This window comes from Pediococcus argentinicus, from assembly GCF_001437605.1.
GTDB classification, from domain to species: Bacteria; Bacillota; Bacilli; order Lactobacillales; family Lactobacillaceae; genus Pediococcus; species Pediococcus argentinicus.
Genome location: NZ_JQCQ01000008.1, coordinates 38,295 through 57,218 on the forward strand (window position 1 = coordinate 38,295; position 18,924 = coordinate 57,218).

The window sequence follows — 18,924 nt, forward strand, 5'->3', positions numbered from 1 at the left end:
CAAGAATAGTGGGTGAATATAGTGGAAGTGCATAACGTAGAGTTACAAATTAGTGCGGTTCAACCAGAACAGTATCCTGATCAAGGGTATCCAGAAATTGCGATGGTCGGCCGTTCAAACGTCGGGAAATCTTCTTTGACAAATGTTTTAATCAATCGAAAATCATATGCGAGAACTTCGTCGCAACCAGGTAAAACACAAACTCTTAACTTTTATCGAGTCGAAGATCAAGTGTTTTTTGTGGATGTTCCTGGTTATGGATACGCAAAGGTTTCACAAAAAGAACGTGAAAAATGGGGTCAAATGATTGAAACTTATCTGACAACGCGTAAACCATTAAAAGGTGTTATTTCTCTTATTGATGCACGACATGAGCCTACTGAAGACGATGTTTCCATGTATCAATACTTAAGTTATTACAAGATTCCAGTTTTAGTCGTTGCAACTAAGAGTGACAAGATTGCACGTGGAAAATGGAATAAGCAAGAAAGTATTATTAAGAAGAAGTTAGGCTTTAATCAAAGAGACCAATTCCAGATGTTCTCTGCTCAAACAAAAAGCGGTAAAGAAGAGATTTGGAAATGGATTGAAGATCGAATGGGAGATTAATAAGATGGAGTTTAATGAATATCAGAAGAAAGCAAACCGTACTTTATTAGGAAACGAACAAGTTTTAACAAATTGTGCTTTGGGATTAGCTGGTGAAAGTGGTCAAGTTGTAAACATCGTTAAGAATTACACTTTTAGAAGCCAAGAGTTGAATAAAGATGAGTTAAAGAAAGAAATGGGAGATGTACTATGGTATCTTTCACAGATTGCTGAGTGGGCAGATATTCCATTTGACGATATTGCAAAGGTTAATATTAGATCGTTGGAAAAGCGTTATCCCAAGTATACTGGAAAATAAAAGAGTTGACCTTGTTGGTCAGCTCTTTTTATTTGTTTTCTTGTCAGAATTTTTCTTTAAAAACTTTTCACGATCTTTTTTTGTTTGTTCACTCTCTTTTGTGTTTGAAGTAAACTGATCTAACATTTTATCAAGGTTTAATTCTCTTTTTGCTTGTAATCCCATCATCCACACATCCTTTGTCGTTATCATAGCAAATAATATTTAATCTGTCATAATTTTTATTCGTATATTCAATATATTTGTGAATATACATATAAAATAGTTATAAATATGCATTTAGTGATATTTATATTTTATATTTCTTATTTTAGGTGTAAATTAAAAGACATAATAAATTTGGAGGAGCATATTTATGAAAGCAAAACTAAGTATTTTAATAACAATGATGGTGATGTTATTTGGTACATTAGGATTTTCGCAGATTAGTCCAGCTAAAATCCATGCCAGTGATTCACAAGATAGTACATATAAACGAATTAAGGAACGAGGATACATTACCTTAGGAACTAGTCCAGATTATGCTCCTTATGAATTTCAAACTACGCAAAATGGCAAAAGCACTGATGTCGGAATGGATATCAGTATTGCAAAAAAAATTGCTAAGGATCTTGGCGTTAAGTTGAAGATCAAGAATATGGATTTTGATTCACTCTTAGTTGGTTTACAAACACATAAAGTCGATATGATTTTGGCCGGTATGAATCCAAGTCCCGCTCGTGAAAAAAGTGTTGATTTTTCAAACGTTTATTACAACGGTGGTCAAAGCATCTTAATTAATAAAAAAGATGCTGGACTATACAAAGATAAATCATCATTTGTAAATAAGAAGGTCGCTGCACAGACAGGTTCTATTCAATACAACTTAGCAAAAAAGCAAATTAGTGGAGCATCAGTAACTGGAATTGAAAAAGGAACAGATTTAATCCTTGCTCTGCAAACTAATAAGGTTGATGGGGTTGTAATGGAAAAACCAAGTGCTGAAGCTTTTGCGGCCAATAACCCAAGTTTAAAAGTTATTAAGGGTGGTTTTAAGTTAAGTGGTACTGATAGTAGTACTGCTGTAGCCTTGCCAAAAAATTCGCCTGTTTTAAAAGTACATATTAATAGCACAATTAAAGAAATTAAAGATCAAGGCTTAATTCCACAGTATTTAAAAGAAGCTGGAAGTCATTTGAAGAGTAATACTGTTAATACTTCAATGAGTCATTACTGGAAGTTCTTTGCTTTAGGAGTTGGCTATACTTTACTAATCTCTGTTTGTTCAGTTTTCTTCGGTTTTCTAACCGGAACACTATTAGCATTTATGAGATTGAGTAAAAACAAGATTTTCCATGCTATTGCGGTTGCTTACATTGAATTTGTACGTGGTACTCCACTAATGGTCCAATTAATGTTTGTATACTTTGGACTTGGTTTATTTGTTAATTTACCAGCATTAACAGCTGGTATTATCGCTGTTTCTCTGAATAGTGGAGCCTATGTTGCAGAAGTAATCCGTGGCGGTATTAATTCTATTGATAAAGGTCAAACTGAAGCTGCTCAAAGTTTGGGACTTAGCAGTCGTGATCAAATGCGATTTGTTATTATGCCTCAAGCTTTGAAGAATATCTGGCCTGCATTAGGAAATGAATTTATCTCCTTAATTAAGGAAAGTTCAATTGTTTCTATTATCGGTGTAACAGATTTAATTTATCAACTTAAAATTGTTCAATCCGATACTTATCGTGGAGTAGCACCAATTGTTGTAGCGATGGTATTGTACTTTGTTATGACATTCTCATTATCTAAGGTCTTAGAACATTACGAAGGGAAGTTTAATCATGCCTAAAGAACTCATAAAAATCGAAAACCTAACCAAAAAATTTGGTGAAAATACTATTCTTAAAAATATTTCAGCTGTTGTTAATGAAGGCGATGTAATTAGTGTTGTTGGCCCTTCAGGAGCTGGTAAAAGTACCTTTCTTCGTTGTATTACACTTTTAGAAAAGCCAAGTGGAGGAAATGTATTCTTGGAAGGAGATAACTTAGTTGGTAAGAGCGATAAAGAATTAGAACAAGTGCGTCAAAAAGTCGGAATGGTATTTCAGAACTTCAATCTATTTCCAAATCTAAGCGTCTTGCAAAATTTAACACTTGCACCAATTAAAGTTAAAAAGACTAATGAAGCACAAGCAAAAAAAGAGGCGTTAGCTTTACTTGAACAAGTCGGTCTAGCTGACAAAGCTGATGCATATCCGGAAAGCTTATCTGGTGGTCAAAAACAACGTGTCGCTATTGCGAGGGCTTTAGCAATGAAACCAGATGTCATGTTATTTGATGAACCAACTTCAGCTCTTGATCCTGAAATGGTCGGTGAAGTATTAGATGTTATGAAGCAACTTGCTAAAGATGGAATGACTATGGTAGTTGTTACTCATGAAATGGGCTTTGCTAAATCTGTTTCGAATCAAGTTTGGTTTATGGAAAATGCTGATATTCAAGAAAAAACTGAACCAAATCAATTCTTTGAACAACCAACTACGGAACGTGCTCAAGAATTCTTATCTAAAATTCTCGAAAGCTAAAAATCTTATATTGAAAGTGTGTGCGTACCATTGCTCACACTTTTTTTGATGAAAACGTAAAACTTGTTCAACGTTTATGAGGGTTGTATAATTGTATGACTGTATAAAATAGAATGGGGTGGGAGAATGGCTTCAGAACATATTGAACATAAGTTGGCTTTATTACCTGATCGACCTGGGTGTTATCAAATGAAGAATTTGAATAGTCAGATTATTTATGTTGGAAAAGCCAAGAATCTTAAAAATCGGGTTCGCTCTTATTTCAAAAGTGCTCATGATGGTAAGACTGCGCGTCTAGTTGAAGAAATTGCAGATTTTGATTATATTGTTACTTCGAGTGATAAAGAAGCATTTCTACTGGAAATAACATTGATTCAAAAGTATCAGCCTTACTTTAATATCAAATTAAAAAAGGGTACAGGATACCCATATATCAAGATTACTAAAGAACGTGATCCTAAAATGGAAATTGTATCTTCTATCAAGCGCGATGGTGGATATTATTTTGGCCCTTATCCAAATGTGTATGCGGCAGAAGAGACTCTTCATTTTCTTGAAAAAGTTTATCCCTTGCGTCGTTGTAATGGATTCCAAGGTCGACCATGTTTGTACTATCACATGGGTCAGTGTCTTGGAGCATGTTTTAAGGAAGTTCCAGAAGAAGAGTACGAAAAGCAAATTGTTCGTATCAAATCATTTTTAAATGGAAATGTGGCTAAGGTAAAACAGTCGTTAACTGCAAGAATGGAAAAAGCAGCTAGTCAAATGGAATTTGAACGCGCTGCTGAGTTGCGAGACCAAATTCACTACATTGAAGTTACTGTTGAAAAGCAAAAAATCATTTCAAATGACCGAACACCAAGAGATCTGTTTAATTTCTATCTAGATAAGGGATGGCTATCGATTCAGATTTTCTTTATCCGACAGTCACGGTTAATGAAACGGGAGAAGCGTCTCTTTCCAGTAGTTAATGATGCAGATGAAGAAATCACTTCTTTCATTTTGCAATTTTATAATAATAAAAATAAGGTTTTGCCGAATGAAATATTAGTTCCAAAAGGATTGGACAATGCAGTTATGTCCGATATTCTGGGAGTACCAGTTCGAACTCCACAGCGTGGTGAGAAGCGTAACCTCATGAATCTAGCAGAGGAGAATGCGCAGATTACCCTTGAAGAAAAATTCAGATTGATGGAATTAGATGAAGGCAAGACTGTTGGTGCCATGAAAGAAGTTACCGATGCACTTGGATTACCTGTTGGACATAGAATCGAAGCTTTTGATCATTCACATATCCAAGGTGAGGATTTGGTTTCAGCCATGGTTGTCTTTACAGACGGCAAACCAGATAAAAAAATGTATCGTAAATATAAACTAAATTCAGTCGACCACGCTGATGAAGCTGCTAGTACTAGAGAAGTAATTCGACGAAGATATGTGAGATTACTTAAAGAACACCAATCTATGCCAGATTTAATTTTAATGGATGGTGGGGTTGTACAGTTAAATGCAGTTCGAGATGTATTAATTAATGAATTAGGGCTTCATATCCCAGTTGCTGGGATGGTTAAAAATGAGCATCATAAGACTTCTGATTTGTTGTATGGTGATGATGACCATCGAATTGAGCTCGATCCAAAGAGCCAAGGATTTTACTTAGTTCAGAGAATTCAAGATGAAGTGCACCGATTTGCCATTACATTTCATCGTCAGTTACATGCTAAAAACTCACTTTCATCAAGGCTCGACTCAATTCAAGGCGTCGGACCAAAGACACGTAACAAACTATTGCGTGAATATGGATCGTTGAATAAGATTAGTACGGCAAGTATTGAAGATTTACAAAAACATGGTGTATCGAAAAGAGTGGCTCAGACGATTAAAATATCTTTGGCTGCTCAGACTAATGGAAACAGTTAAGGATTTTTAATTACCTATGATATACTTGAGTTTATAATTCTGTATGGGAGAAATTAAATGTTTGTTGACCAAGTCAAAATTGATGTAAAAGCCGGAAATGGCGGGAACGGGATAGTTGCGTTCCGAAGAGAAAAATTTGTTCCAAATGGTGGACCTGCAGGTGGCGACGGTGGTCGTGGCGGTAGTGTCGTATTTAAGGTGGACTCAGGGATGAGAACCTTAATGGATTTCCGCTACAAACGTAAGTTTAAAGCTGATCCTGGACGTAATGGTATGAATAAGCAAATGACAGGTCGCAGTGCCCAGGACTTAGTGATTGGTGTCCCAGGTGGAACAATTGTAAAAGATGCTGAAACTGGTGAAGTGATCGGCGATTTAGTTGATGTTGATCAAGAATTAGTGGTTGCTAAAGGCGGTCGTGGTGGCCGCGGTAATATGCATTTTGCAAGTCCAAGGAATCCAGCACCTGAAATATCTGAAAATGGTGAACCAGGTGATGAACGGATGATTAGCTTAGAATTAAAGGTCTTAGCTGACGTTGGTTTGATTGGTTTTCCTTCAGTTGGAAAGTCGACACTTTTGTCTGTTGTAACTAGTGCTAAACCTAAGATTGCCGAATATCATTTTACAACCTTAGTACCTAACCTAGGTATGGTGCAGTTGGATAATGGGAAAGACTTTGTTATTGCTGATATTCCTGGTTTAATTGAAGGAGCTTCACAGGGTGTTGGTTTAGGATTTGAGTTCTTACGACATGTAGAGCGTACAAAAGTACTTTTACACTTAGTTGATATGAGCGGAATTACTGAAATCGAACCATTTGATAATTTTAAAAAGATTAATAACGAGCTTCGCAAATATAATCCGGCATTGATGGAACGTTATCAAATTATTGTTCCAACTAAAATGGATGTTAGTGGAGCAGACGAAAATCTAAAAGAGTTTACTGAAAAGCTTAAGGCTGATTCAGAGTTTGCTGATACGGAAGTATTTCCAATTTCTGCAATTACGCATGATGGGCTTCAAAACTTAATGAAACGAACTGCTGAAGTTCTAGAAGAACTTCCTGATAATCCACTTGTTGAAGAAGAAACCATTGATTCACAAAATTACAGTTATAGTGAAGATAAGGGATTTGAAATCAATAATGAAGACGGACTATGGGTTATTACTGGACCTAAGATTGAACGTCTATTTAAGATGACTGATACAACTCATGATGAGAGTATGCTTAGATTTGCTCGTCAAATGAGAGGTATGGGTATTGATGATGAACTTCGCTCATTAGGTGCTAAGAATGGCGACAGTGTCCAAATTTTGGATTTTGTTTTTGAATTTGTAGAGTAATATATTGTGGAGAAATGATGAAATGAATGAATCTCAAGAATCAGTTCAATTATTAAACGACGGGAAACGTCGCTACATAACAGGGTTTGATGGACTTCGAGTTTTGGCATTACTCGGCGTTATTTTGTATCATTTAATGCCATATAGTGTTCAGGGAGGTTACTTAGGAGTTCCAATCTTCTTTGCAGTCTCCGGTTATCTGATTACAGATTTGTTTATTCAAGAATGGGACCGAACCGGTAAGATTAAAATTGGTTCATTCTTTATTAGACGAATCAAAAGATTATATCCAACTTTAATTGTCGTTTTGCTAGCAAGTACAGCTTATATGACATTGTTTGCTAGAAACCTGTTGGGTCAAATTAGAAGTGTAATCTGGACCAATTTAGTGTTTGTGTATAACTGGTGGGAAGTGGGACACGGTCAATCATATTTTGATCGTTATAATGGTGAATCACCGTTTACTCACTTGTGGTACTTGTCAGTATTAGTACAGTATTACTTTATTTGGCCATTTGTTATGGTAATCCTTCTTAAGTTCCTCAAAAAACGCCAAAGAAGTGCATTGTTATTATTCGTATTGGCAATCGTTTCTGCTATCTTGATGGCTGTGTTATTCAGTCCTAATAACACTAACCGTGTTTATTATGGTACTGATACGCGTATGGCACCATACTTGTTGGGAGCTGCACTTTCATTTGTCTGGCCTTCAACTAGGTTGAGTTCAGTAGTTGATCGAACTACTAAGACGATTATGAATGTTATCGGTGCAGTAACACTGGTATTTATGCTTGTTCTTACATTTGGTTTATCAGGTACTAGTGCATTAACTTATCATGGTGGAATGTTAATATTCTCATTACTATCGGTATTAATGATTGCGATTGTTGCTCATCCATCAGCTAGCTGGGATAAATGGTTAACCAATCCATTTTTCAAATGGTTAGGTAGTCGTTCATATGCAATCTATCTATATCAATTCCCAGTAATGATTTTCTATGAACAAATTGTTACTAATATTGCTAAACACCCAATCTTAAATCCAATTATTGAAACAGCGATTATTTTAGGTATTAGTGAATTGTCGTATCGATTTATTGAAATACCTCTGGCTAAGTTTGATTACAAACAAACTTGGACAACAATTAAGAGTCTATTCACTGGTAAGGGGATTGGCAATAAACGTTTCTGGGCGATTCCAGTTGTTCTAGTTACAGCTATTGCTGCATTCGGGGCAACAACTGCACCAGTTAATACTGCTAAGAAAACGGATGCTCTTCAGTCTAAATTAGCTAAGAATAATAGAGAAACTGATAAAAAGAATGCTGAAGTATTAAAAAAACAAAAAGAGAATCAAAAGGCTGCTGAAAAACATAAGGCAGAGGTTAAGGCACTTAAAGAAAATAAAAAAGTTAAACTTAACAAGAAAGAAAAAGTTGTTGCCAAAGATTATGGATTACAACCAAGTGAAGTAAAAATTGCTGAAAAGATTCCGGTAACCGGGATTGGTGATTCAATTATGCTGGACGTTTCAACTGATATTCAACAAGTATTTCCAAGTGCATATATTTCTGGTAAAGTTGGACGTCAAGTCTGGGATGCTCCAGATATCGTGAAGTCTCTCAAGAGCCAAGGTAATCTCAGTGATAACGTTTTGATTAATCTTGGAACTAACTCGCCAATTACAATGCAACAAATTGGAGATGTTGTAAACGACGCTGGTAAGAATCGTCATATTTATTGGGTCAATGTTCATGTTCCAACACAGGCTTGGGAAGGTTCAGTAAATAGAACTCTCGCTAAGGCAGCTAAAAAATATAAGAACTTTACTGTAATCGATTGGCACGATTTGTCACAGAATCAACCTGGTTGGTTTGGTGGGGATCACGTTCATCCAAACGAACAAGGAAGCAAAGCGTTTACTAAGTTAGTTACACAACAATTAATTAAAGATGCTGACTAAAATAAAAAAGGAGCCATAGCAGTTAAACGCTATTTGGCTCTTTTCTTAATTTATTCCAGAATTAACTTTTCTCCCCGTAAGTGATATCCAAAAATTAATCGAATGTTAGTGTCGCTTTGAATATAAAGGTTAGTTTTAGGATCAATATCGGTTGTTGATTCCATGAAATCTGACAAGGTTATTTTTGAGTTTTCTGTTCCAAGATTGAAAATGATTTTTAATTCAGATTCTCTGTTTTCGAAATCTTGAATTGATAGATCATCATCAAAATGTGCTATTAGGTACAGTTTAGGATCTAGTTCAGATACGGAAGTTTTAAAATCGCCCAGATTCAAAATTAATTCTCCTAACGTTTTAGTTGAATAGTACACTAGGAATAAAAAAATTTAAAGTAGTAAGAATGGAAATGTAGTAAACTGAATAGAGATAAAAACATCGATGAAGAATGAGGAATAAAATGGAATTAGAATTTTTAGGAACTGGAGCCGGAACACCTGGTAAGTTTCGAAATGTAACATCTGTAGCTTTAAAGCTTTTAGATGAAAGCAACGAAGTTTGGCTGTTTGATTGCGGTGAAGCAACTCAACATCAAATTTTAAGAACTAATTTAAAACCTAGAAAAATTGATAAAATATTCATTACCCATTTACATGGCGATCATATTTTTGGTCTTCCAGGATTTTTAAGTAGTAGATCTTTTCAGGGGGGGAATTCAGATTTAACTTTATTTGGCCCCAAAGGACTAAAAAGTTTTATACAAACAACTTTACGAGTTTCTGATACGAGATTGAATTATAAAATTAATTATGTAGAAGTTCAGAATGACAAGGTTGTTTTTGAAGACAGCAATTATATTGTCAAGGCCTGGTCGCTTGATCATCGAATCGATAGCTATGGATATCGAGTGGAGGAGAAAAGCCATCCTGGTGAATTACAAGTTGAAAAACTAAAAGAATTAGGCATTCCTTCCGGACCAGTTTACGGTCAATTGAAAGCCGGGCAGACAGTTACTTTAGCAGATGGTCGAACGTTTGACGGTCATGATTTTCTCGGAGAGCCAAAGAATGGACGGATTGTGACCGTCTTTGGCGACACACGTAAAACGGACAACAGTATCCACTTAGCGGAAAATGCAGATGTAATTGTGCATGAAAGTACCTTTGCTAAAGATGAAAGTCGTTTAGCTCATAATTATTATCATTCAACTAACATTCAGGCAGCTGAACTGGCAGTTAAAGCGCATGCCAAGGAGTTATATTTAACTCATATTTCGGCTCGTTATACCGGAAAAATGGCGAAAGAATTGGAAAAGCAGGCTCAGACGGTTTTTCCAAATACTAAAGTCGTTAAAGATTTTGATATCATTGATATTCCCTTAAAATAGAGAGGTTATTTATGAGAACAGTTGTTGTTACAGGTGCAAGTAGTGGGCTAGGACGAGAAATTGCACTTGAATTAGCTAAACAATCAGCAAAACTAATATTGGTAGCTAGAAATACTGATCGGTTACAAGAGGTTGGACGAGAGTGCTTATTATACGGAGCATATTCAGTTAATTGTCTTGAATTGGATTTAGCTAATCAAACAAGTATTGAAACAACGGCCAAATGGATAAGTAATCATTTTAGTGCAATCGATTTGTTAATTAACAATGCAGGGATTGGTTTCTTTGAAGATTTTGTAGACCAATCGGTGGAAGAAATTAAATCAACGTTTGATGTTAATGTATTGGGAACGATGCTTTTTACCAAAGGTTTAGTTTCATCTATTGAAAATGTTGAAGGTAATATTTTGAATATATGTTCCGTGGCTGCGTCAGTTACTACTAAAAAGGCAGCTGTCTACGGAGCTACTAAAGCAGCTTTAGTAGCATGGTCAAATGGACTACGCTTGGAACTAAAAAATAAACATGTTGGTGTTAAGGTAGTTAATCCCGGACCAATGAAAACAAATTTCTTTGATAATGCGGATAAGACGGGGAAATATTTGGAAAAAATGGGTAGTTTGGCTCTCGATCCAAATGTCACCGCAAAGAAAATTATTCGTATGTCACAAAGTAATCAAACAGAACTGTTTTTACCTGTCTATATGGGTTGGAGTAGCAAATTGTACAAAGTCTTTCCGATAATCGGTAATAAGGTTTTAGGAAGTAAATTAATTGATCGTAAGTAGGGTGAGTAGATACTGTGAGAGATGACAAATATAAGTGGATTGAACCAAAAGAATTACCAGCAACTCATGTTAAAGAATTAAGTACATCGCTTGGCTTAAATCCAACGCTAATTAAAGTATTACTTAACCGAGGATTAGATAATGAACAATCCATAAAGAATTTTATTGAGGATGATCAGGAAGCAATTCATGATCCATTTTTGTTACATGATATGCAAAAAGCCATTGACCGAATTCAATCTGCTATTGAAAATGGAGAATCAATTTTAGTATATGGTGATTATGACGCTGACGGTGTTACTAGTACAGCCGTAATGTACGAAACGCTGGAGCAATTAGGCGCTAATATTGAGTACTTTGTACCAGATCGATTTAAAGACGGCTATGGGCCTAATATGGATGAATACCAACGTTTTATTGATGCTGGTGTGCAATTAATTATTACGGTTGATAATGGTGTTTCAGGTTTTAATGAGATCGAATTAGCTAATCAAAATAATGTTGATGTTATTATTACTGATCATCATGAGTTACCTGATAAGTTGCCCAACGCATTGGCAGTTGTTCATCCACGTTATCCTCAAGCTGAGTATCCATTTTATGATTTATCCGGAGTGGGGGTTGCTTTTAAGGTTGCCCAAGCACTTTTAGAAGAGTTACCAACTGATTTATTGGATTTGTACGCAATCGGCACGATTGGAGATTTGGTTTCTTTAACTGATGAAAATCGGCAGTTAGTAAAATGGGGGCTTAAACAACTACAGGAAACCCAACGAATTGGCTTAGCCAAGTTAATGGAGGTTGCTGGACTCAATCAAGCAAAAGTGGACGAGCAAGATATTGGTTTTGGAATCGCACCGCGTTTAAATGCGGTAGGACGTATTGAGAATGCGACTAAATCAGTTGAGCTTTTACTTACTTTTGATGAAGATGAGGCGGGTAAGCTAGCTGAAGATATTGATGGTATTAATAAGAAGCGCCAAGGCTTGGTTCAAGATATTTATTCTGAAGCGGAGAAAATAGCTTTAGATGAAGATCACAAAAATCGAGAAACACTAGTTGTTGTGGGGCATAATTGGCACCAAGGTGTTTTAGGGATTGTTGCGAGTCGATTGGTAGAGCTGACTAATAAACCAACGCTTGTATTAAGTGATTCAGAAATGAGTGCTGATTTCAAAGGATCTGGGAGAAGTGTTCCTGATTTAAATCTTTTTAATGCTTTGAATCAAGCACCAAATATTTTTGAAAACTTTGGTGGACATCATATGGCTGTTGGTCTAACCATTGCAAAGAATAATCTCAAAAGTCTAGAAGAAGTTCTAGAAAAGGGTGCCAAGGAAGCAGATATTTCATATAAGAATAAAGCAGAATTAAAAGTTGATGCTGAAATTAATGCTTCTGATATTTCCTTAGATTTGATTGCTAGTTTAAAAAAGATGGGTCCCTTTGGAACAGATAATCAACAACCATTCTTTGAGTTGAAACATATCGAGTTGAAAAATGTGAAAGCAATTGGCCAGGATAGTTCCCATCTTAAGTTTGCTTTACCCAATGCCGATGGTCAGCAAATTGATGCTATTGCTTTTAAACGTGGTGAATTAGCTGATCAATACGCTAATGCGACAGATGTTAGTCTTGTCGGAACTTTGTCAGAGAATGAATGGCGCGGTAATGTCAAACCTCAAATAATGGTTAAGGATTTAAAAACTAGTGGTATAGCAATTATTGACCAAAGAACCAATAACTTTAATGTCAATTTATTTCAAAATCAATATGTATATGTTTTTTTTCACGAAAAGCTTTTAGAAGTTACCCAAAAGAATATTCCAAATCGTGAGCTTGTTTTTTATAAAGATCTTGAAGATAATGAAGATATAAATACGTTTGCAATAGTTGATTGCCCGGAATCTATGGAAGATCTTGAATCTGTTCTTGGTCAAGTTCATCCAAATTCAATAGTGTTGTATTTCTTTCATCAAACAGATTTTTACGCTGCTGGAATGCCGACACGTCAGGAATTTGGTCATGTATTTAGTTTTCTTAAACAAAATAATAATTTTGAAAAAGCTAAGCTGGGTACAGTTTCTAAAACGCTGAATATTCCAAACGAAAAGTTTAACTTTATTCTTAATGTGTTTTTTGAACTGAATTTTGTTAAAATAGACAATGGACTTTTGAAAATAGAGCCGGTCACTGATAAAGTTGAACTTTCCAGTGCTCCGATCTATCAACGTCGCAAAAGGTTAATTAAAGTTCAAGAACAATTGCTGTACAGTAATTCCAATGAGCTGACTCAATTAATTACTCCATATTTAGGAGAGTAATATAGAAGGGGTTATCATACGATGACATTAGATTTAACGAAGTATATTGCTAGTATCCAAGATTATCCAGAACCCGGAGTTACATTCCGTGATATCTCACCATTAATGGGTGACGGCGATGCTTATAGACAAGCTACAAATGAGATTATTGAATATGCTAAAAGTAAACAAGTAGAAATGATTGTGGGACCTGAAGCGCGCGGATTTATCGTGGGATGTCCTGTTGCTTATGAGCTTGGCGTTGGCTTTGCTCCAGCACGTAAAAAGGGTAAGTTACCTCGTGAAACTGTTAAAGCAACGTATGAACTTGAGTACGGTGACGAATCAGCACTTTATTTGCATAAGGATGCTATCAAACCGGGTCAACGTGTTTTAGTTACCGATGATCTACTTGCTACCGGTGGAACAATTAAAGCAACAATCGAGCTTGTTGAAAAACTTGGTGGAATTGTTGTAGGTACAGCATTCTTTATCGAACTGAAAGACTTACACGGTCGCGAAAAGATCAAAGATTATGATATGTTGTGCTTGATGGAATACTAATAATTAGTCGGCACTGACCATGAGTGGTATAGATTTCAGTTTGAAATTTAATCATTTAGTATGGTAAACTAAGTGCTGTTATGGAGAGTTGGCAGAGTGGTAATGCACCGGACTCGAAATCCGGCGAACCGGTTAATACCGGCGCGCAGGTTCAAATCCTGTACTCTCCTTATAGTAAGGATAAGAGATAATAAAAACGTTCTAGCATAAAATGCTAGAACGTTTTTTGTCTAATCTCAATATTCAACTATCTGTGATGATAACTTCTATGGTGAATACTTTTTCTAATAACAGTATGGTGTTTTGTGGCTCTGTGAGTAATGAGGCTTGTATGTTTAACAATTCGATTAGATCGAGTAACTTTATGTGATTTTGTTACTCTTTTATGTTGTACAGGACGAGTGGTTTGATATTTGACAGTGTTCAAAACTGTTTTTTTACTCTTGTGAGGTCTGGTTGTTCTGTGTGTCACAACTTTTTTGTGATAAGTTCTTCTGATAGATTTTTTGATAACCTTATGCGGTCTAGCTCGATGGACAGTTTGTTTTCTTACAGTTCCTGCTAATGTTAAACCTTCGCTTTGGGCCTCAGATAGTGTCACATGAAATAGCTTTTTTGCATGATTTAATCCGCGATCATGTGGATTGTAGAAGTAGTGAGAACCAGTCTCAGTTGTATAAACATAAGTTTCGGCATGTGCTGTAGATTCAAAATTACCTGTACTTGAGATACCTAATATTAAAAGAACGAATAAAAGTATTTTAGTTGTTAACTTTGATATTTTTTTCATGAGTTACTCCGATTTCAATTTTTGGCATAAATTTTTCTGGATTTTTACTATGGCTGAGCATATTCATTTCCCCGAGCGGCAGGTTGGTCTCCTTCAGCTTGGGCAGTCGATTTGCTTATATAGGCAAAATTATCAGGATTTTTTACTCGGCTGTAATACATGTTGCTATCCGAAACAAATACTTTTCCTGGTGCTGCAACGCTCCAATCCGCACTCTTTGTATAATTTGTGGATTGTGTAACTGGTTTAGTAACAGGTTGAACTGTTTGTTTAGGATGACTCAATACTTTTACAACTGGTTTTGATTTAACTCTAGTATTTTTGACATATGGTTGAACATCACTATCGGCGTTGTTGTAGTTAATTTTGATTCCTTCAACCGAATTAATAACAACAATTTCGGTATTGATTTCATTATCTGATGATTTTATATCAACAATTGATCCGCGAGGAACGGTTTCGTCACCTTTATAGATTGGGGTTGTTTCGTATTCAACAGTTTCTTTGGAATTGGGATGGCTTTCCCAGTACTTTTCGACTGTTTCTTCAGCTGCACGCATACCGCCTTTTTGGTTAGCACCAACATTTTGTGGCCGAGTACCAGTAGTGAAGTTAAATTGAGATGTATATGATCCCTTACCTAACAAACTATCAGCAATCGAATGACTACGATTATATAAATAACCGTGGTATGTACGATCAGTAAGTTCAAAATGAATACCGACAATTGGATTATTCATTGGCCAGCTAGGTGGATCTAATGGGGTGCCTTGTCGTCCACCTTTTGATGATTGATATTCCGAGTATGTTAGGACGGCCTTAGCCACGGCTGAGCGTCCTTGGCTATCAGATGAAAAATTGTAGTCACCGTATTTTAAGTCTCCGAAACCATTCGTTTTTGCTGCACCGTTTTCCCAGTAATAATTTTTGTTGGATCCAGATGATTTGGAATCTGTTAGTTTTACTAATTTATCAAGAATTTCTTTTCGACTATCGTTAGAAGATCCTTCTGATTTTTTTAATTGCGTTGAAGCTTTTGATTTATGTGTTTGTGATTTAAATACTTTTTCACTCTGATTGTGAGCACTGGTGTTTGAACTGTCATGATTATCATTTGAATTAGCACACGCTCCGAGTAGAAGGGTACTTAAAATGGTAATGGATAAAATTTTAAACTTTTTCACGGGAAAAATCCTTTCGTCATTTATTGAAAATAATTGCTTGTTAATGCGAATTATACGCATTTTTTAAGCGGTTGATTTTGCAAAACTAATATTTATTATACAGGAGTATTTGTGATATTAATGGCAGCTAATCAATTAAGTGCAGGAAAAATTAAATATTATTGAAATTAATAAGTGTCTTACTGAGTGAATTAATGGCTCATGATATAATTACAAACATTATTAATAGAATTCGGGGTTTTAAAATGGACATCGGTATTGATAAACTAAACTTTTTCACCAGTGATATGTATGTAGATATGGGAGAGCTTGCAGAAACTAGAAAAGAAGATCCCAATAAATATTTAATTGGAATTGGACAAAAAAAACAGGCAGTCATTCCAAATTCCCAAGATAGCGTGACTTTGGCTGCTAATGCTGCAGGTAAAATTGTAGATGATTTTGAGAGAAAAAATATCGACTTGATTTTATTTGGCACTGAATCTGGAGTAGACTCATCTAAATCTGCTGCAGTATATTTACAAGGACTTTTAAAAATTAATCCTCAGGCAAGTGGGGTGGAACTGAAACAAGCATGTTTCGGACTGACAGCTGGAATTCAGTTAGCCATGGGACATATAATGATGAATCCTAACAGTCGTGTTTTATTAGTTGGATCAGACATTGCAAGATACGGTATTAACACTCCTGGAGAGCCAACTCAGGGTGGTGGTGCAGTTGCCATGATTATGAGTGCAAAACCAAGTATTTTGAAAATCAATCCTGGAAATGCACATCTAACTAAGGACATTATGGATTTCTGGCGACCTTTGTATCGTAAAGAAGCTTTAGTGGATGGTAAGTACTCCTCAAGGGAATTTATTGATTTTTTTGATCAGACATTTAATGAATATAAAGAACGCGAAAACTTAAGTACGTCAGATTTTGATGCACTAATTTTTCATCTCCCATATACAAAAATGGGTCTAAAGGCTTTAAGAATCGGACTTCAAGGGGAGTCAAAGGAAGTGCAACAGCGTTTGTTTGATCAATTTGATGCATCTAAACAATTAAATGCAGAGGTTGGTAATTTATATACAGGATCATTATATTTGAGTTTGATTTCTCTATTAAAAAAAGGAAAATTAAAGGACAATGATTTAATCGGACTGTTTAGTTATGGATCTGGTGCTGAAGGGGAGTTCTTTACTGCCAATACAGTACCTGGGTTTAAGTCGGTTTTGGAAAACTTGGACATTTCTTGGTTGGATAATAGAAGGCAAGTTACTGTATCTGAGTATGAAGATATATACAAGGCGAGTTTAGAATTTACAGATCGAAATTTTTTGACGGGATTTAAACAAGATAAGTCTGAATTTAAATTTATGGGGCAAACTAATCAACAGAGAATGTATAAATAAAAAGAAGCTGACGCACATTGTCAGCTTCTTTTTATTTAAAATAGTTGTAGATTATTTCACCATCTTTAACGGATAGGAGTGATTTTGATGTTTGGTCCGGATTCATTAGTTGAAGGGTATATCCACTATCAACCGACTTTTGAATTGACTTAGATGAATTAACAAAGCTTTCTTTTATTGAATCAAAGTTGGCTTTTGATGCATTTTCAGGATTTTTTACAATCTGTCTTAATGGTCCTGCAAAATCTTTGGTTGTAGGTACTACTGAATAGGTTTTATCACTTGAGTTAAATGAAACTTTTCCAATCGTAGCAAAACTTCTTGCCAATGACTTTAGAGCATTTTGCTCTTTTAAGTCAGTTTTAGCGGCCTTTTGCTGATCAGAGTCTTCACTAGTCAGTTGATCGATTGTCATATTCTTCGTTAATTCAGGCATCTTGGAAGACTTCTTAGCTTCTTCTTTTGCAATTTGATTTTGATGAACGGTATTTTGAACGCTGCGACCAGTGAATACTGTTGCAGATATGCAAAGAATTGCAATAATAACAGAAACAATCCAGCCACTTCCTAACCATCCGCTGTGGTTATGAATAGAATTATATACTCCAAATAGGCTTAAAATGGTGGCAATTGCGGCACTAATAAATAAATATAGCATTTCATAATCCTCGCTTTAATATTGTCTACTTTAAGGATATACCAAGTTGGTTTGTTTATAAAGAAAAAACAGCCATAATGGCTGTTCTTACAATATATATTAGTAGATATCATTTCGGAATAGTCCAACAACTTTTCCTAAAATAGTAACGTTGGGTAAAATTATAGGTGCCATCGTATCGTTCTCAGGTTGAAGTCTAATATGATCAGGTTCATGGAAGAATCTTTTACATGTTGCTTCATTTTCATCAGTCATAGCAATTACAATTTCACCATTTGTGGCCGTATTTTGACGTCGAACGATCACCTGATCTCCTGACAAAATGCCAGCATTAATCATACTCTCACCACGAATTGTTAACATAAAAAGATCGTTGCTCTCAGATTCAAATTCAGGCGGGATAGGGAAGTAATCAGTAGCTTCTTCAACTGCTAAGATTGGTTCACCAGCAGTTACCACACCCAAAAGTGGAATCTTATTTTTTTCTATGTTTGGTTCGATTCCGAGTTGTTCAAGACCTTCATTGGTAATTTCGATTGCGCGTGGCTTTGTTGGATCCTTTTTCAAAAATCCTTTTTTCTGTAGTCGATCAATATGACCATGTACTGTGGATGTTGATGACAGACCAACCGCCTCACAAATTTCTCGAACAGTAGGTGGATATCCTTGCTCAGTAACTCGTTCATGAATAAAGCTTAGGACCGCAAGTTGTTTATTGCCAACGCTTTTTACCATGATTATTCCTCGTTTCTTCAGTTTATTGATTGAATTAAGAATATCATGATTCTGGGTATATATCAAACAAACGTTCGTATTTGTTGTATTTTTGTAATTTCATAGTAAAATAGTATTGTTAAAAGGAGTGATATTAGATGGCAGATACTGAAATGCAAAAATTAATTGATCGAATTAATGAGCTAGCTCACAAGGCTAAGGATGAAGGTTTGACAGATATAGAAATACTAGAGCGAAAAGATTTAAGACAAAAATATTTAAAAAAGTTTAGAGCAAGCTTTAAGAGCCAAGTTGAAATGATGCAAATTTTTGATAAATCAGGTAAAGAAGTTACACCTGAAAAGGTGAAACAGGTTCAACGAGACAAAGGTCTAAGAGACGACTAATGGTCGCGTTTCTTTGTTGTGGGTAGAA

At 35.6% G+C, this 18,924-nt stretch carries 19 protein-coding genes and 1 tRNA gene; 14 read left to right on the forward strand and 6 right to left on the reverse strand.

What is annotated here, in order from left to right; genetic code table 11:
* The first annotated feature begins 21 nt into the window (after window positions 1–21).
* Both yihA and IV88_RS03155 read left to right on the forward strand, forming a co-directional pair.
* Window positions 22–609, forward strand: a complete 588-nt coding sequence (gene yihA / locus IV88_RS03150) for a ribosome biogenesis GTP-binding protein YihA/YsxC (protein ID WP_057798663.1) — start codon at window positions 22–24, stop codon at window positions 607–609.
* A 4-nt stretch (window positions 610–613) separates the two neighbouring features.
* A complete protein-coding gene (locus IV88_RS03155; RefSeq protein WP_057798665.1) occupies window positions 614–907 on the forward strand; it encodes a nucleoside triphosphate pyrophosphohydrolase family protein in 294 nt (97 codons plus the stop codon).
* Window positions 908–925: 18 nt separating this feature from the next.
* On the opposite strand, the gene IV88_RS09175 is transcribed toward IV88_RS03155, so the two are convergent.
* Window positions 926–1,075: an SPJ_0845 family protein gene (locus tag IV88_RS09175; RefSeq protein WP_157059321.1), complete on the reverse strand. Its 150-nt coding sequence runs from the start codon at window positions 1,073–1,075 to the stop codon at window positions 926–928.
* 187 nt (window positions 1,076–1,262) lie between these two features.
* Between IV88_RS09175 and IV88_RS03160 the strand changes: the two genes are divergently transcribed.
* From IV88_RS03160 to IV88_RS03180, 5 genes are all read left to right on the forward strand, one after another.
* Window positions 1,263–2,738, forward strand: a complete 1,476-nt coding sequence (locus IV88_RS03160) for an ABC transporter substrate-binding protein/permease (RefSeq protein ID WP_057798667.1) — start codon at window positions 1,263–1,265, stop codon at window positions 2,736–2,738.
* Window positions 2,728–3,474 carry an amino acid ABC transporter ATP-binding protein gene (locus IV88_RS03165; protein WP_307725019.1) on the forward strand — a complete coding sequence of 249 codons (747 nt, stop codon included), beginning with the start codon at window positions 2,728–2,730 and terminating at the stop codon, window positions 3,472–3,474. Before IV88_RS03160 ends, IV88_RS03165 begins: the two co-directional genes overlap by 11 nt.
* 126 nt (window positions 3,475–3,600) lie before the next feature.
* The gene (gene uvrC / locus IV88_RS03170) at window positions 3,601–5,394 is read left to right on the forward strand and encodes an excinuclease ABC subunit UvrC (protein WP_057798671.1); all 1,794 of its coding nucleotides are present in this window, start codon (window positions 3,601–3,603) and stop codon (window positions 5,392–5,394) included.
* 57 nt (window positions 5,395–5,451) lie between these two features.
* Entirely contained in the window at window positions 5,452–6,741 is a 1,290-nt protein-coding gene (gene obgE / locus IV88_RS03175; RefSeq protein ID WP_057798673.1) for a GTPase ObgE, read from the forward strand.
* Window positions 6,742–6,763: 22 nt separating this feature from the next.
* Entirely contained in the window at window positions 6,764–8,704 is a 1,941-nt protein-coding gene (locus tag IV88_RS03180) for an acyltransferase family protein (protein WP_057798675.1), read from the forward strand.
* A 50-nt stretch (window positions 8,705–8,754) separates the two neighbouring features.
* Here the strand turns inward: IV88_RS03180 and IV88_RS03185 are convergent, their stop codons facing one another.
* Window positions 8,755–9,039, reverse strand: a complete 285-nt coding sequence (locus IV88_RS03185; RefSeq protein WP_057798678.1) for a hypothetical protein — start codon at window positions 9,037–9,039, stop codon at window positions 8,755–8,757.
* Window positions 9,040–9,161: 122 nt separating this feature from the next.
* On the opposite strand from IV88_RS03185, the gene rnz reads away from it, so the two are divergent.
* The 5 genes from rnz (at window position 9,162) to IV88_RS03210 (ending at window position 13,913) form a co-directional block, all read left to right on the forward strand.
* Complete coding sequence (gene rnz / locus IV88_RS03190) at window positions 9,162–10,088, forward strand: ribonuclease Z (RefSeq protein ID WP_057798680.1); 927 nt, start codon at window positions 9,162–9,164, stop codon at window positions 10,086–10,088.
* Window positions 10,089–10,099: 11 nt separating this feature from the next.
* Window positions 10,100–10,876 carry an SDR family NAD(P)-dependent oxidoreductase gene (locus tag IV88_RS03195; RefSeq protein ID WP_057798682.1) on the forward strand — a complete coding sequence of 259 codons (777 nt, stop codon included), beginning with the start codon at window positions 10,100–10,102 and terminating at the stop codon, window positions 10,874–10,876.
* A gap of 14 nt (window positions 10,877–10,890) precedes the next feature.
* Window positions 10,891–13,200: a single-stranded-DNA-specific exonuclease RecJ gene (gene recJ, locus IV88_RS03200; RefSeq protein WP_057798684.1), complete on the forward strand. Its 2,310-nt coding sequence runs from the start codon at window positions 10,891–10,893 to the stop codon at window positions 13,198–13,200.
* Window positions 13,201–13,221: 21 nt separating this feature from the next.
* Window positions 13,222–13,743: an adenine phosphoribosyltransferase gene (locus IV88_RS03205; RefSeq protein ID WP_057798686.1), complete on the forward strand. Its 522-nt coding sequence runs from the start codon at window positions 13,222–13,224 to the stop codon at window positions 13,741–13,743.
* 82 nt (window positions 13,744–13,825) lie between these two features.
* Window positions 13,826–13,913, forward strand: a tRNA-Ser gene (locus IV88_RS03210).
* A 77-nt stretch (window positions 13,914–13,990) separates the two neighbouring features.
* Here the strand turns inward: IV88_RS03210 and IV88_RS03215 are convergent.
* Both IV88_RS03215 and IV88_RS03220 read right to left on the reverse strand, forming a co-directional pair.
* Entirely contained in the window at window positions 13,991–14,533 is a 543-nt protein-coding gene (locus tag IV88_RS03215; RefSeq protein ID WP_057798688.1) for a hypothetical protein, read from the reverse strand.
* A 47-nt stretch (window positions 14,534–14,580) separates the two neighbouring features.
* Window positions 14,581–15,717 carry a DNA/RNA non-specific endonuclease gene (locus tag IV88_RS03220; RefSeq protein ID WP_236698595.1) on the reverse strand — a complete coding sequence of 379 codons (1,137 nt, stop codon included), beginning with the start codon at window positions 15,715–15,717 and terminating at the stop codon, window positions 14,581–14,583.
* A gap of 245 nt (window positions 15,718–15,962) precedes the next feature.
* Here IV88_RS03220 and IV88_RS03225 point away from each other — a divergent pair, with 245 nt between their 5' ends.
* Entirely contained in the window at window positions 15,963–17,117 is a 1,155-nt protein-coding gene (locus IV88_RS03225; protein WP_057798691.1) for a hydroxymethylglutaryl-CoA synthase, read from the forward strand.
* A 31-nt stretch (window positions 17,118–17,148) separates the two neighbouring features.
* On the opposite strand, the gene IV88_RS03230 is transcribed toward IV88_RS03225, so the two are convergent.
* Together IV88_RS03230 and lexA are read right to left on the reverse strand one after the other, a co-directional pair.
* On the reverse strand, window positions 17,149–17,775 hold the full coding sequence (locus IV88_RS03230; protein WP_057798693.1) for a hypothetical protein: 627 nt from the start codon (window positions 17,773–17,775) through the stop codon (window positions 17,149–17,151).
* A gap of 99 nt (window positions 17,776–17,874) precedes the next feature.
* The gene (gene lexA / locus IV88_RS03235) at window positions 17,875–18,510 is read right to left on the reverse strand and encodes a transcriptional repressor LexA (protein ID WP_057798695.1); all 636 of its coding nucleotides are present in this window, start codon (window positions 18,508–18,510) and stop codon (window positions 17,875–17,877) included.
* A gap of 137 nt (window positions 18,511–18,647) precedes the next feature.
* On the opposite strand from lexA, the gene IV88_RS03240 reads away from it, so the two are divergent.
* Window positions 18,648–18,896 (forward strand): DUF896 domain-containing protein, encoded by a 249-nt coding sequence (locus tag IV88_RS03240; RefSeq protein ID WP_057798697.1) that lies wholly within the window; start codon window positions 18,648–18,650, stop codon window positions 18,894–18,896.
* The last annotated feature ends 28 nt before the right edge of the window (window positions 18,897–18,924 follow it).